Origin of the sequence: Amorphus coralli DSM 19760 (assembly GCF_000374525.1) — a bacterium.
Taxonomy (GTDB): Bacteria; Pseudomonadota; Alphaproteobacteria; order Rhizobiales; family Amorphaceae; genus Amorphus; species Amorphus coralli.
In genome coordinates, this window is sequence record NZ_KB894576.1 from 205,903 (window position 1) to 219,977 (window position 14,075).

The 14,075-nt window shown below is 67.4% G+C and carries 13 protein-coding genes; 10 read left to right on the forward strand and 3 right to left on the reverse strand.

Translation table 11 applies throughout. From position 1 onward, the window contains the following. Window positions 1-67: 67 nt before the first annotated feature. Window positions 68-1,018 carry a phosphate/phosphite/phosphonate ABC transporter substrate-binding protein gene (gene phnD, locus C507_RS0117810; protein ID WP_018701083.1) on the reverse strand — a complete coding sequence of 317 codons (951 nt, stop codon included), beginning with the start codon at window positions 1,016-1,018 and terminating at the stop codon, window positions 68-70. Window positions 1,019-1,290: 272 nt separating this feature from the next. Between phnD and C507_RS0117815 the strand changes: the two genes are divergently transcribed. Then, complete coding sequence (locus C507_RS0117815; protein ID WP_040401396.1) at window positions 1,291-2,031, forward strand: sulfite exporter TauE/SafE family protein; 741 nt, start codon at window positions 1,291-1,293, stop codon at window positions 2,029-2,031. A gap of 27 nt (window positions 2,032-2,058) precedes the next feature. Here the strand turns inward: C507_RS0117815 and C507_RS0117820 are convergent, their stop codons facing one another. Beyond that, the gene (locus tag C507_RS0117820) at window positions 2,059-3,009 is read right to left on the reverse strand and encodes a LysR family transcriptional regulator (RefSeq protein WP_018701085.1); all 951 of its coding nucleotides are present in this window, start codon (window positions 3,007-3,009) and stop codon (window positions 2,059-2,061) included. A gap of 101 nt (window positions 3,010-3,110) precedes the next feature. Here C507_RS0117820 and C507_RS0117825 point away from each other — a divergent pair, with 101 nt between their 5' ends. From C507_RS0117825 to C507_RS0117865, 9 genes are all read left to right on the forward strand, one after another. Then, a complete protein-coding gene (locus C507_RS0117825) occupies window positions 3,111-3,986 on the forward strand; it encodes a dioxygenase family protein (protein ID WP_018701086.1) in 876 nt (291 codons plus the stop codon). Beyond that, window positions 3,983-5,044, forward strand: coding sequence for a maleylacetate reductase (locus C507_RS0117830; protein ID WP_018701087.1), 1,062 nt, complete (start codon window positions 3,983-3,985; stop codon window positions 5,042-5,044). The genes C507_RS0117825 and C507_RS0117830 overlap by 4 nt, the downstream gene beginning before the upstream one ends. A gap of 30 nt (window positions 5,045-5,074) precedes the next feature. Further along, a complete protein-coding gene (locus C507_RS0117835; RefSeq protein ID WP_018701088.1) occupies window positions 5,075-6,367 on the forward strand; it encodes an ABC transporter substrate-binding protein in 1,293 nt (430 codons plus the stop codon). Between the two features lie 88 nt (window positions 6,368-6,455). Beyond that, on the forward strand, window positions 6,456-7,175 hold the full coding sequence (locus C507_RS0117840) for an ABC transporter ATP-binding protein (RefSeq protein WP_018701089.1): 720 nt from the start codon (window positions 6,456-6,458) through the stop codon (window positions 7,173-7,175). After that, window positions 7,175-7,879 carry an ABC transporter ATP-binding protein gene (locus tag C507_RS0117845; RefSeq protein WP_018701090.1) on the forward strand — a complete coding sequence of 235 codons (705 nt, stop codon included), beginning with the start codon at window positions 7,175-7,177 and terminating at the stop codon, window positions 7,877-7,879. Before C507_RS0117840 ends, C507_RS0117845 begins: the two co-directional genes overlap by 1 nt. Continuing rightward, window positions 7,879-8,742, forward strand: a complete 864-nt coding sequence (locus C507_RS0117850) for a branched-chain amino acid ABC transporter permease (RefSeq protein WP_018701091.1) — start codon at window positions 7,879-7,881, stop codon at window positions 8,740-8,742. The genes C507_RS0117845 and C507_RS0117850 overlap by 1 nt, the downstream gene beginning before the upstream one ends. A gap of 18 nt (window positions 8,743-8,760) precedes the next feature. Further along, window positions 8,761-9,834 carry a branched-chain amino acid ABC transporter permease gene (locus C507_RS0117855; protein WP_018701092.1) on the forward strand — a complete coding sequence of 358 codons (1,074 nt, stop codon included), beginning with the start codon at window positions 8,761-8,763 and terminating at the stop codon, window positions 9,832-9,834. Window positions 9,835-9,906: 72 nt separating this feature from the next. Beyond that, the gene (locus tag C507_RS0117860; protein WP_018701093.1) at window positions 9,907-11,661 is read left to right on the forward strand and encodes an FAD-dependent oxidoreductase; all 1,755 of its coding nucleotides are present in this window, start codon (window positions 9,907-9,909) and stop codon (window positions 11,659-11,661) included. A gap of 11 nt (window positions 11,662-11,672) precedes the next feature. Continuing rightward, window positions 11,673-12,557 (forward strand): intradiol ring-cleavage dioxygenase, encoded by an 885-nt coding sequence (locus tag C507_RS0117865; protein WP_018701094.1) that lies wholly within the window; start codon window positions 11,673-11,675, stop codon window positions 12,555-12,557. Window positions 12,558-12,770: 213 nt separating this feature from the next. Here C507_RS0117865 and C507_RS0117870 read toward each other — a convergent pair whose 3' ends face one another. Continuing rightward, a complete protein-coding gene (locus tag C507_RS0117870) occupies window positions 12,771-13,991 on the reverse strand; it encodes a mandelate racemase/muconate lactonizing enzyme family protein (protein ID WP_018701095.1) in 1,221 nt (406 codons plus the stop codon). Window positions 13,992-14,075: the final 84 nt, after the last annotated feature.

A 14,075-nucleotide genomic window follows, 5' to 3' on the forward strand; every position in this document is an offset into this window, starting at 1 on the left:
GCGGCTGCATCCCGGACGGAAAAAGGGCGCGGACCGTGTGGCCCGCGCCCGGATTGTAAACGACGGCCTACTGGCAGTCGTAGGTGACGCCGTTGGCGTCGTCGATCTTGCGGATCACGTCCCAGTCCTTCTTGAACGTGATCTCGATGAACTGCGCCTCGCCGTTCTTGCCGAACTCCTCTTCCAGGCCGCTGCCGGCCCAGTCGAAGCTGAAGAACGCGTCGTGGATCTTCTCCTGCAGCTCCGGCGTCAGGTTGTAGACGGTGCCGTAACCGGTCGTGGGGAAGGTCTGCGAGGTGTAGAGCACGTTGAACTGGTCGTCGGACACGACGCCGCGCTCGATCATCCGCTTCTTGACCGAGTTGGCCACCGTGGCGACCTCGTAGTCCTTGTTGGCGACGCCGAGGATCGAGTTGTCGTGCTTGCCGGAGAACTGCGTGTCGTAGTCCTCGCCGGAGATCATGCCGAACTCCGCCTTCATCAGCGCGGTCGGCGCCTTGAAGCCCGAGTTGGAGGTCTGCGAGGTGTGGGTCAGGGTCTTGCCCTTGATGTCGGCGACTTCGTCGATGCCGGAGTCGGGATAGGTGATGATCTCCATCTCGTAGCCGAAGGAGCCATCCTTGCCGGCCATCATGGCGAAGGGCCGGAAGCCGGCGCAGGCAACCGCGATCGGGTTGGAGCCGGTGTTGAAGCCGGCGACGTGCAGGCGGCCGGCGCGCATCGCTTCGATCTGGGCGGCGTTCGACTGGACCGGGAAGAACTGGACCGTCTTGCCGGTGGTCTCGGCCATGTGATCGAGGAATTCCGACCAGACCTCGCGGTAGACCGCCGGGTCCTCGACCGGGGTGTAGGCGAAGATCAGGGTGTCGGGATCGATCTGCTCGGCCGCATCGGACGGGATATCGGCGACGAGGTCACCGTCATTGTCCTGGTAGCGGGAGCCAAGCTGGAATTCGGCATGGGCGGGAACGGCGACGGCAAGCGCCGTCAGGGTGGCGAGGGCTGCAAGGGCTTTCATGGTCGTCTCCGTGGGTAGAGGCTCACGTGCTCTGCTACCGACGGTGTGCGACACAATTGTTACACTGTGAAACTTTGGAGTGCCTCTCGCTTGGCCGATTTCCGACGCGCCGACCGAGACGTCGAACCGGCGGTCATTGTTCGCCGCAAACGCGTGATATTGCCGCCGTCCCGGCCGGTCCTGCAGAGCAGGGTTGAGCGCCCGGCGGGTTGCTTTCGTCGGCGCGATCGGGCGCTCTCTGTAAAGATCATTCCAGGAAAGTGTCGCTGTTCATGGATCTGTCGCTCGCCATCGTTCTGGTCGGAGCGGTTCTTGCCGGCTTTACGACAGGCTTCGCAGGATTCGGAACGGGGCTCGTCGCGTGCGGGCTCTGGTTCTATGCGCTGCCTGCGGGATATGTGCCGCCGCTGGTCGCGTTGGTGGCGATCGCCGGCCATGTCGTCGGGCTACTGACGCTGCGTCGGTCGATCGACTGGCGGCCCGCCTGGCCCTATCTGGTGGGCGGTGCGGTCGGCGTGCCGCTTGGGGTCTGGGCGCTTTCCATGGCCTCTCCCGCCCTGCTGCGCACCTCCATCGGCGCCTTCCTTGTGGCCTATGCGCTGTTTCGGCTGTGGCGGTCGCGACCGGCGCCCTGGGTGGCCCGCCGGGGACGGGCGAGCGATGGCCTGATCGGCGTCGGCGGCGGCTTCCTCGGAGGGTTCTCCGGGCTCTCCGGCCCGCTTCCGTTGATCTGGGTTCAACTCAAGGGCCTGCCGGTCGACGCGCAGCGCGCCGTCTACCAGCCCTTCAATCTCGTGGTGCTGGCCCTTGCCAGCACGGCGATGGCCGTGGGCGGCCAGATCAATGCGGAGATCCTGCGCACCGCGTTGGTCTGCATACCGGTTGCCATCGCGTCCGCCTGGATCGGCGCGCGCGCTTATATCGGGTTGTCGCCCGCGGTGTTCGAGAAGATCGTCCTGGTGCTTCTGCTCCTGTCCGGCACCATTCTCCTGGCGCAGTCCGGCCTGCCGTAAGACCACCAATCCAGCCGGAAACAGGCCTCACACTCCCCAGACGACGCGCTCTTCGTGGCGCTTGATGAGGTGGCGCAGCGCCGCGAAGCTTTCCGTCACGTGCCGGGCGAAGGCTTCCACCGCCGGCGACAGGCTGGAGCCCTTGACGCGCAGGAGGCCGAGCGCCCGTTCTGGGTGCGGGACCTTGAACGGCAGCGCGGCGATGGTGCCGACGTGACGAAGCCCGAACACCACGCCGTGCGGCAGGATTGTCAGGGCGTTGGTCGCCTGCACGTAGGTGAGGGTACTGATCAGCGAGCCGCCGGCATAGCGGATCTTCGGCTCCATCTCTCCCAGCGACAGGAGCAGGCTCCTCAGGTCGGCCATCAGCGGGCTGTTCGGCGGCGGCGCGACCCAGGGATAGTCGAGCAGAGCCCCGATCGGCGGCCGACGCTGCAGCAGCAGCGGATGGGTCGGCGCGCAGGCCACCACGTTGCGGCCTGGAAGCAACTCCTCGAAGGCGAGCTCCGATCCTTCATCGAGGAGGTCGATGGGGCAGATCGCGAGATCGATCCGGTCGGTGGTGAGCGCCGCTCTCAGGTCCGCGAAATAGCCATAGCTCTGGTCCACCCGAACATCAGGATGGGCGTTCTGGAATTCTGCCACCATCGCTGTGACCAGCCCGTCGGTGAAGAACTGCGTGCCGCCGACCCGCACCACGCCCGATCCGCCTTCGCGGAAGGTGTCCAGCAACTCGGACGCCTTGCGCGACGCCGTCAGCATCGTCTGGCCGTGCGTGGCGAGCGCCCGCCCGAACGGCGTCGGCTGCAGCGGGCGCCTTCCCCGTACGAACAGCGGCTCGCCGAGGCGCTTCTCCAACATCGTCAGGGTTCGCGAAACCGCCGGCTGCGACAGGCCGAGCAGGGCGGCGCCTTCGGTCACGCCGCCGGCCTGGACCACGGCCGCGAGTTGGATCAGGTGGCGCTCGTCGAGCTTCATAACAAACTGTTATATTAAACGCTTCAGAAATCATCAACCTGCAGGCGCAGACTGTTACTCTTTCTCCCAACAAAGAAACAGGATCCACCGGGAGGATCGCCATGCCGGCATCAACGATGCCGACAGTTCGCGCCGAGGCCGCGTCCAAGGCCGCCGCAGACCGCTTCGGGCAGGCCGACGCGCCGCTCGCGCCCGTTCTCGCGGCCGCGGTGCGCCATCTCCATGCCTTCGTTCGCGAGACCCGTCCGAGCCCTGCCGACTGGCGCGCCGCGATCGATTTCCTGACAGCCACCGGCCACGCCTGCGACGACAAGCGCCAGGAGTGGGTCCTGCTCTCCGACGTACTGGGCGTCTCGGCGCTGGTGGAGGCGCTCAACACGCCGCGGCCGGAGGGCGCCACGCCCAATACCGTGCGCGGTGTCTTCTATCGGCCAGACGCGCCGCGCTATCCGCTGGGCGCCGACATCTGTCTCGACGGCAAGGGCGAGCCGCTGACCGTGCACGGCCGGGTCACCGATCTCGACGGCCATCCGGTGGCCGGCGCGACGGTGGAGACCTGGCAGGCCAACGCCGCCGGGCTCTACGAGAACCAGGTGCCGGAAGCCCAGCCCGAGCACAATCTCCGCGGCGTCTTCACCACGGGAGCGGACGGCGGCTTCCACTATCGAAGCGTCAAGCCGGCCGGCTACGCGCTGCCGGGCGACGGCCCGGTCGGCGCCCTGTTTCGCCAGATCGGCTGCCCGATGCGTCGGCCCGCCCACCTGCACTTCATCGTCCGGGCCGAGGCCTTCGAGACGCTGTCCACCCATGTCTTCGACGGTGGCGATCCCGATCTTGCCGGCGATGCCCTGTTCGGGGTGCGGCCGGAGCTGATCGGCGACTTCGTGCCGGTGTGCGATGTGGCAGGTGGCCGGGCCTGGACGCTGGTTGTGACCTTCGTGCTGGCCCGCGCCAGGCCCGGGAGAGAGAGACCGTGACGCGCAGCTTCACCTATCGCGGCATGCCGCACGAGGTCGTTTTCGGCGACGGGGCCAGCGCCGGTATCGGCGAGCGCATCGACGCACTTGGCTGCAGCCGTGCCCTCGTGCTGACCACGCCGCACCAGGCCGATGACGGGTGGGCCCTTGCCCGAACCCTCGGCGACCGCTCTGCCGGCCTGTTCTCCGAAGCCGCCATGCACACCCCGGTCTCGGTCACCGAGCAGGCCATGGAGCACGTTGCCGAAACCGGCGCCGACTGCCTGGTGGCGCTCGGCGGTGGCTCCACCACCGGGCTCGGCAAGGCCATCGCCTACCGCACCGACCTGCCGCAGATCGTCGTTCCCACCACCTATGCCGGGTCGGAGGTGACCCCCATTCTCGGGCAGACGGAGCACGGCAGGAAGACCACCCTGAAGGACCCGAAGGTGCTTCCGGAGGTGGTGATCTACGATCCCGCGCTCACGCTCGGCCTGCCGGTTTCCATGAGCGTGACCAGCGCCCTCAATGCCATGGCTCACGCCGCCGAGGGGCTTTACGCCCAGGATCGCAATCCGATCGTCTCGATCATGGCCGCGGAGGGCCTGCGGGCCATGCGGTCGGCGCTGCCGGTGATCGTGGACGCCCCCGACGACCGCGCCGCGCGCGGCGAGGCGCTCTACGGCGCCTGGCTCTGCGGCATGGTGCTCGGCACGGTCGGCATGGCGCTTCACCACAAGATTTGCCACACGCTCGGCGGCTCCTTCGATACGCCGCACGCCGAAACCCACGCGATCATGTTGCCGCACACGATCGGCTTCAACGCCGAGGCCGTGCCGGAGCTGCTCCAGCCCGTCGCCGACATCTTCGGCGGCACGCCGGGCACCGGCCTGTTCGACTTCGCTGGCCATGTCGGCGCCTCGCGCGCCCTGAAGGATCTCGGCCTCTCCGAGGCCGACCTCGACCGCGCCGCCGAGCTCTCAACGCAGAACGCCTACTGGAACCCGCGCCCCATCGAGCACGCCGGCATCCGCGCGCTCCTGCAGGACGCCTGGGAGGGACGGCGCCCCGCGCGCTGAAACACGACAAGACAAGACCGGGAGGACAGAATGCATTCCAAGTCGATTTCCCGCCGCCGCTTTATGGGGACCGCCGCGGCTGCCGCTGCGGTCGCCGGCACCGCCGGATTCCCGATGCCGGCCATCGCCCAGGGCCGCAAGATCAGACTCGGCTATGTGAGCCCGCAGACCGGGCCGCTCGCCGCCTTTGCGGAAGCCGATGGCTTCATCATCGACCGCTTCATGCAGCAGGTTAAGGACGCCGGCCTCGACTATGAGGTCATCGTCAAGGACAGCCAGTCCAATCCGAACCGGGCGGCGGAGGTGGCCAACGAATTGATCGTCGACGACGAGATCAGCCTGATGCTGGTCGCCTCGACGCCGGAAACCACCAACCCGGTCACCACCACCTGCGAAATGGAGGAAATTCCCTGCCTCTCCACCGTCGCGCCGTGGCAGCCCTGGTTCATCGGCCAGCAGGCGAACCCGACCGATCCGAGCTCCTGGGAGCCGTTCCGCTACGCCTACCACTTCTTCTGGGGGCTGGAGGATGTCATCGCCGTCTTCACCAACATGTGGGGACAGCTCGACACCAACAAGAAGGTCGGCGGCCTGTTTCCCAACGACGCCGACGGCAACGCCTGGGGTGACGCGAATGTCGGCTTTCCGCCAGTTCTGAAAGAAAAGGGCTACAGCCTCGTCGACCCTGGCCGCTACCAGAACCTGAACGACGATTTCTCCGCCCAGATCAACGCCTTCAAGGGCGATCAGGTGGGGATCGTCACCGGCGTGATGATCCCGCCGGACTTCACCACCTTCTGGAACCAGGCCAAGCAGCAAGGCTTCACGCCGAAGGTGGCGTCCATCGGCAAGGCGATCCTGTTCCCGCAGGCCGTCGAGGCGCTCGGCGACCAGGGCAACAACCTGTCCTCGGAAGTCTGGTGGTCGCCGAACCACCCGTTCAAGTCGTCGCTCACCGGCGAGACCTCGCGCCAACTCGCCGACGACTACGAGGCGGCATCCGGCCGGCCCTGGACCCAGCCGATCGGCTTTGTCCATGCCCTGTTCGAGATCGCGCTCGATACCATGAAGCGCGTCGACGATCCCTCCGACGCCGATGCGGTGGCCGACGCGATTGCCGCCACCGACATGACCACGCTGGTCGGACCCATCGCCTGGAACGGCGAGGGCGTGCCGCCCTTCGCGGCCAAGAACGTCGCCAAGACGCCGCTTGTCGGCGGCCAGTGGCGGCTGCAGGACGGCGGCGGCTACGATCTGGTCATCGTCGACAACCAGACCGCGCCGGAAATCCCGACCGCCGGCAAGATGGAGCCGATCAGCTGATCGGCTGATCCTCTGAACTGCGCGCCGGCGACAGACATGTGCCGGCGCGCCGTTCACCCGTGCCCCGATGGCCTCAAGGATGACGCCTGTGTCGCTTCTGCGTCTCGACGATGTGTGCAAGTCCTACGGCACCCTGAAGGTCACCGATCACGTGACGCTTGAGGTGGCCGAGGGCGAGGCGCTCGGCATCATCGGCCCCAACGGTGCCGGCAAGTCGACCCTGTTCGACCTCATCACAGGTCGCGTCGCCGTCGGCTCGGGCACCATCGCCTTCGCGGGGGCCGACGTGACCACGCGCCCGGCCACCGAGCGCTGCCGCATGGGGCTCGGCCGGTCCTTTCAGATCCCGCGCCCGTTCGGCCGGCTGACCGTGTTCGAGAACCTGGTCGTCGGCGCCGCTTTCGGGGCCGGCCGCAGCGAAAGCGACGTCACCGGGCGCTGTGCGGAGATCCTGCGCCAGACCGGTCTTCTGGAGCGGGCCAACACGCCGGCCGGCCAGTTGCCGCTGCTTCAGCGCAAGCGGTTGGAGCTGGCCCGGGCGCTGGCCACCGATCCGAAGCTTCTGCTTCTCGACGAGATCGCCGGCGGCCTGACCGAAAGCGAGTGCCGTTCGCTGGTCGAGACGATCCGCGCCATCCACGCCGGCGGCACCACGATCGTCTGGATCGAGCATGTGCTGCATGCCCTGACCTCGGTGGTCGACCGGCTCGTGGTGCTCGATTTCGGTCGCATCATCGCCGACGGGAAGCCCGATGCCGTCATGGCCTCGCGCGAGGTTCGCGAGATCTATCTGGGGATCGAGGTCTGATGGCGCTTCTGGAAACCCGAGGCCTCACCGCTTTCTACGGTGACTTCCAGGCGCTCTTCGGCGTCGACGTCGTCGTGGATGAAGGCGAGATCATCGCCATCATCGGCGCCAACGGCGCCGGCAAGACAACGCTCCTGCGTTCGCTTTCCGGGGTGCTCGCCAACGAGGCCGACGCGATCCGGTTCGACGGGGCCGCCATCGGCAGCCTGCCCGCGCCCGACGTGATGGCCCGCGGCATCGCCATGGTGCCGGAGGGGCGCAAGCTGTTTCCCTCGCTGTCCGTGCAGGAGAACCTGCAGATCGGCACCTACGGCCGCAAGGCCGACGGACCGTGGTCGCTGGAAAGCGTGCATGCGCTTTTCCCGATCCTCAAGGAGCGCCGCAACAACCCCAGCACCGCGCTCTCCGGCGGCCAGCAGCAGATGGTCGCCATCGGCCGCGCGCTCATGTCCAATCCCCGGGTGCTGTTGTGCGACGAGCTCAGCCTCGGCCTCGCGCCCGTCACCATCCGCGACATCTATGCCGTCATGCCGAGACTGCGGGCCTCGGGTGCCGCCATCGTGCTGGTCGAGCAGGACATCGAGCAGGCGCTCAAGGTGGCCGACCGGGTCTACTGCATGATGGAGGGCCGCATCACTCTCTCCGGCACTCCCGCCGAGCTGTCGCGCGACGCCATTCACGATGCCTATTTCGGGGTCGCCTGATGCAGTGGATCGACACCATCCTCCAGGGGCTCCTGCTGGGGGGACTCTACGCCCTGTTCGCAACGGGCCTCAGCCTGGTTTTCGGCATCATGCGGCTGGTGAACCTCGCCCACGGCGACCTCATCGTGCTGGCGGCTTATCTAATCCTGATCCTGGTCTCCGCACTCGGCATCGATCCCTTCACCGCCGCGCTGATCGCCGCCCCGGTGATGTTCGCCGTTGGCTGGGCGCTGCAGTATGTCGTTCTGAACCGGACGCTCGGTGACGACATCCTGCCGCCACTGCTTGTTACCTTCGGCCTGTCGATCGTCATCCAGAACGCGCTTCTGGAAGGCTTCTCCGCCGACAGCCGCAAGATCCCCGCCGGCGCGCTGGAGACTCAGTCGATCGCGCTCGGCGGCATCAATGTCGGCGTCATGCCGGTGCTGACCTTCGTGTCGGCGATCGCCGTCATCGTCGCCCTCAACCAGCTCTTCTATCGCACGGCGCTGGGCCGGGCCTTTCGCGCCACGTCCGACGATCCGGTGACGGCCGGCCTGATGGGGATCCGCGCCGAGCGCCTCTTCGCCAAGGCCACGGGCATTGCCATGGTCGTCGTCACCATCGCCGCCCTCTATCTGGGCACCCGCGCCAACTTCGACCCGACCATCGGCCCGGCCCGGCTGATCTATGCCTTCGAGGCGGTGATCATCGGCGGGCTCGGCTCGTTCTGGGGCACCCTGATCGGCGGCATCATCATCGGTGTGAGCCAGGCAGTGGGCGCCGCCATCAATCCGGAATGGCAGATCCTCGCCGGCCATATCGCCTTTCTCATCGTGCTGCTCGTGCGGCCGCGGGGCCTGTTCCCGCGGACCGTCGGCTAAAGCCGGGAGACGTCGAAAATGCCGGTCTCACCGCGCTACCGGGTAACCACCCAGACCACTGCCTCGCGCGTCTCGCTCGTCATCGCCCTTTTGCTCGTCGTTGCCGCCGCCGCCGCGCCGTTGTTCGTCTCTCGCGGCACGGTGCAGGATCTCTTCTTCATCCTGACGATGCTGGTGCTCGCGCAGTTCTGGAACCTGCTCGCCGGCTATGCCGGCCTCGTCTCCGTCGGTCAGCAGGCGTTCGTGGGCTTCGGTGCCTACGCCATGTTCGCTGCCGTTTCGCTGGCCGGGCTGGATCCGGTGGTGGCGATCCTCGTCGGCGGCATCGCGGCGGTGCTGCTCGCCATCCCCACCGCCTTCTTCGTGTTCCGCCTGGAGGGGGCCTATTTCGCCATCGGCACCTGGGTCATCGCCGAGGTGGTCCGCCTGGTGGTTGCCCAGTGGCAGACGCTCGGCGGGGGGACCGGCACCTCGCTGCCGCGCAGCGCCACCCGCGACATGATCGGCGTGGAGCAACTGAAGGACTGGCTCGGGCTCAAGTCGTCTGCCGCCGGCGACGTGGTAACCTACTGGCTTGCGCTTGCGCTGGCGGTCGCGACCATCGCCTTCATTTACCGCCTGCTGCGCTCGCGGCGCGGTCTTGGGCTGGCGGCCGTGCGCGACGATGCCTCCGCCGCGGGGGCGGTGGGTGTCGACGGCAACCGCATGAAGCACCTTGTCTACCTGGTCGCGGCCTTTGGCACCGGGCTGTGCGGCGCGCTCATCTACGTTCAGACGGCCCGCATCTCGCCCGACGCCGCCTTCTCCGTCATCGACTGGACGGCCTACGTCATTTTCATCGTCGTCATCGGCGGCATCGGCACCCTGGAAGGGCCCATCATCGGGGTCCTGGTGTTCTTCCTGTTGCAGAACGCGCTGGCCGACTACGGCAGCTGGTACCTGCTCGTCCTCGGGCTGATCGGCATCGTCGTGATGCTGTTCGCGCCGCGCGGCATCTGGGGGTTCATCAGCGACCGGACTGGGATCGAACTGTTCCCGATCCGTCGCCGCCTGGTGATCGACGACGATCCGCAAACGCCGGACACGGACTGATCCGGCTGCCAGGCCGGACCCCATCAAGCGGGTGGCTCGACCGCCCGCGCGTACAAGAAGGAGGAGGCCCCGATGGCTGACATCACCACCGACGTCCTGATCGTTGGCACCGGACCCGCCGGATCGGCCACCGCCGCGCTCCTGTCGAGCTACGGCGTGGAGAACATGGCGATCAACCGCTACCGCTGGCTCGCCAACACGCCGCGCGCCCACATTACCAATCAGCGCACCATGGAAGTGCTGCGCGATCTCGGCCGCGAGGTGGAGGCCGAGGCCTATCTGTTCGCCACCGAGCAGGACCTGATGGGCGAGAACGTCTTCTGTGAATCGCTTGTCGGCGAGGAACTTGGCCGGCTCAGGACCTGGGGCACGCACCCGACCTCCCGCGCCGAGCACACGTTGACCTCTCCGGCGCACATGAACGACTGCCCGCAGACCTTCATGGAGCCGGTCCTGTTCAAGACCGCCTGCTCGCGCGGCACCCAGGCGCGCATGTCGACGGAATATCTCTCTCACGAGCAGGATGAAGAGGGGGTCACGACCACCTGTCGCGACCGGCTCAGCGGTCGGGAGTTCACCGTCCGCTCGAAATATCTGGTCGGCGCCGACGGCGGCAACTCCAAGGTCGCCGAGGATCTCGGCCTGAAGATGGAAGGCCGGATGGGCGTCGCCGGCTCGATGAACATCATCTTCAACGCCGACCTGTCGCGCTATGTCGCCCACCGTCCCTCGGTGCTCTACTGGGTGCTGCAGCCGGGCGCCGAAGTCGGCGGCATCGGCATGGGACTGGTGCGGATGATCCGGCCGTGGAGCCAGTGGCTGATCAACTGGGGCTACGACATCACGCAGCCGCCGCCGGTGGTGGACGAGGCCTTCGCCACCCAGGTGGCGCGCAGCCTGGTCGGCGATCCCGAGCTTGAGATCGAACTGGTCGATGCCAGCACCTGGACCGTCAACAACATGTACGCCACCGAGATGTCGAAGGGCCGTGTCTTCTGCATGGGGGACGCCACCCACCGGCATCCGCCCTCCAACGGTCTGGGCTCCAACACTTCCATCCAGGACGGCTTCAATCTTGCCTGGAAGCTCGCCTTCGTCCTGAAGGGCTGGGCCGGGCCCGGTCTTCTCGAGAGCTACGACGCCGAGCGCGCACCGATCGCGAAGCAGATCGTCACCCGGGCCAACAAGTCCATCGACGAGTTCGGTCCGATCTTCCAGTCGCTCGGTCTGCTGGATTCCGTCGACCCGGTGAAAATGCAGGAGAACATGGACCGGCGCTGCGAGGGCTCTCCGGAGGCGGAGGATCAGCGCCGCGCTCTGCGCGAGGCGATCGCCGCCAAGGTCTACGAGTTCGACGCCCACGGCGTGGAGATGAACCACCGCTACCGCTCAACCGCCGCCGTCACCGACGGTCAGGAGGAGCCGGCCTTCTCGGGCGATCCAGAGCTCCATTTCGAGCAGACCACCTGGCCCGGCGCGCGGCTTCCCCATGCCTGGGTCTTCGACGAGGCCGGGGCCAAGGCCTCGACCCTCGATCTCTGCGGGCACGGGAGGCTGACGCTGCTCACCGGCATCGGTGGCGAGGCGTGGTGCGAGGCGGCCGAGCGGGTCGGTCGCGCGCTCGGCATCGAGATCGTCTGCCACGTCATCGGCCCGCGCTGCGCCTGGCAGGATCACTACGGCGACTGGGCCCGCGCCCGCGAGATTTCCGACAGCGGCGTCCTCCTGGTCAGGCCCGACCACCATGTAGCCTGGCGCTCGGAGCGTCTGGCCGACGATCCCGCCGGCGCACTCGAGCGCGTGCTTCGCGCCGTTCTGGACAAGTGAGGAGACCACCGATGGAAGCGCACGAGAAGGGCTTCTTCACCGAGGAGAATTCGGTGGACGTCGTCACCGGCCGCAACAGGACGGCCGCCGACGAGCGGCTCAAGGAGATCATGGAGGTCGTCACTCGCAAGCTGCACGAGGCTGTGAAGGAGATCGAGCCGACCCAGCAGGAGTGGTTCGAGGCGATCCAGTTTCTCACCCGCACCGGCCACACCTGCAACGAATGGCGCCAGGAGTTCATCCTCCTGTCCGACGTGCTGGGCGTGTCCATGCTGGTGGACGCCATCAACAACCGGAAACCGTCGGGCGCGTCGGAAAGCACCGTTCTCGGGCCCTTCCACGTGGACGGCGCGCCGGAACTCGAGATGGGCGCCAACATCTGCCTCGACGCCAAGGGCGAGGACATGGTCGTCTCCGGCCGGATCCTCGATACCGAGGGCAGGCCCATCGCCGATGCCAAGATCGATGTCTGGCAGGCCAACGACGAGGGCTTCTATGACGTGCAGCAGAAGGGATTGCAGCCCGACTTCAACCTGCGCGGCGTGTTCCGCACGGGCGGTGATGGCAGCTACTGGTTCAAGGCGGTGAAGCCGAAATTCTACCCGATCCCGGATGACGGGCCGGTCGGCCAGCTTCTCGCAGCGCTGGGTCGCCATCCCTACCGGCCGGCACACCTGCACTACATCATCTCCGCGTCCGGCTTCGAGACGCTGACCACCCACATCTTCGATCCGGACGACCGCTACATCGAATCCGACGCCGTGTTCGGCGTGAAGGAAAGCCTGCTGGCCGAGTTCAAGCGGGTCGAGGATGCGGACCGCGCCGCCGGCTACGGTTTCGACGAGGGCTGGTTCTGGGAGGTCGAGCACGACTTCGTGCTGGCGCGGCCGTCGTAGCGGGCAGTTGTCATGGCCGCCTGGATAAGCGCGCCCGACCGGATGCCGGGGGGCGCACGTCACGGCTGGGGCGACAGGTTGGCCGCTTTGGGCGAGGTCTGGCCAGCGGCCGGTCTTATCCTGGTCGTGTTTGGCGGCCTCTTCTCAGGCCTGTTCCCCGCCGCCGCGCCATGAGCCCGGTGGTGCGCGCCACAAAGGTTGGAGCCCCGCCGCCTACCGGCTGTCGCTATGCGCCACCAGCCAGGTGCCGGTTTCCGCCAGGTTCGGAACGACCTGCAGCCCGGGCGCGTCTGAGAGGGCGAATGTGCCATCCGCGCCCACGGCGGGAAGCGGTTCCGCGAGGCGGTCACGCAGGGGATTGGCGTTGACGTCGATTTCCAGCATGCCGTCGCCGCCGACGGCGGCCAGCAGGTGAGCGGAGGCCATCAGGCCGAGCCCGGCGCCGAGGAAGTGGGGGCAGTAGCGGCGGCCCGCAGCCAGGATGGCCCGAGCCACCGGCAGGGTCCCCGAAAAGCCGCCCCACTTGCACAGGTCCGGCTGCAGCACGGCAAAGGCGCCGCATCCGGCCGCGGCCTCGAAGGCCTCGAGCCCGCGAAGATTCTCGCCGGCAGCAATCGGGACGGATGCGGCCTCCGCCAGCCTGGCCCACTCGCCAACGGGCCTGTCTGCGGCGAGCGGCTCTTCCAGCCATGTCAGCGGCAGCCCCGCGGCGCGCTCGGCAAACGCGAGTGCCGAGGCCAGGTCCCAGGCCTGGTTCGCATCGGCCATCATCGCCTCGCCGGCCCGAAGGCCGTCGGCCACGGAGGCGAGCACCGCCACGTCACCGTCGACGCCCAGTCCGATCTTGACCTTGAACGCCCCGTAGCCCTTCTCGCGCATGGCCGGAACGAGGCTGTCGGCATCCTTCCGGTTGATGCCGCTGGCGTAGGCGGGGACCGATCGGGCGGCGCGGCCGCCGGCCAGCAGGTCGGCCAGGACCACGCCCTGCTTCCGCGCCGCCAGATCCCACAGCGCGATGTCGATGCCGGCCAGGCACTGCGCGAAGCTGCCCCACTCACCCGTCTGCAGCGTCAGGACCCGGAGTCCGGCTTCCAGCGCGCGGCTGGCGGCAGCCGGCCCGTCGAACGATTGCGCCAGGAGTCGCGGTGCGATTTCCGATTCAACGAGCCGAGCGCGATGCTCGGCGCCGCAGGACGGGAAATTGCACCAGACCTCGCCCCATCCGAAGGCCCCGTCGCGGTCTTCCACCCTGACGAGGACGGCGGGCCGATCGCGCATGATGCCGAACGACGTGACCACTGGTGAAGCGAGCGGATAGCGGAAGACGAAGGTTTCGACGCGCGCAATCGCCAGCGGCGTGCCTGGACCGGGGCCTTCCGCATGCGGAAGCAAGGGATCGCTCGCGACCAGTCCGTCCTCCATGAAGCTGGACATCGGTTTGATTTCTTCCTCGTGTTGACCCTAACTTCATAACGTCCTAACATTAGGACCTTAGTTAGACAATGGCAACCGATCGCA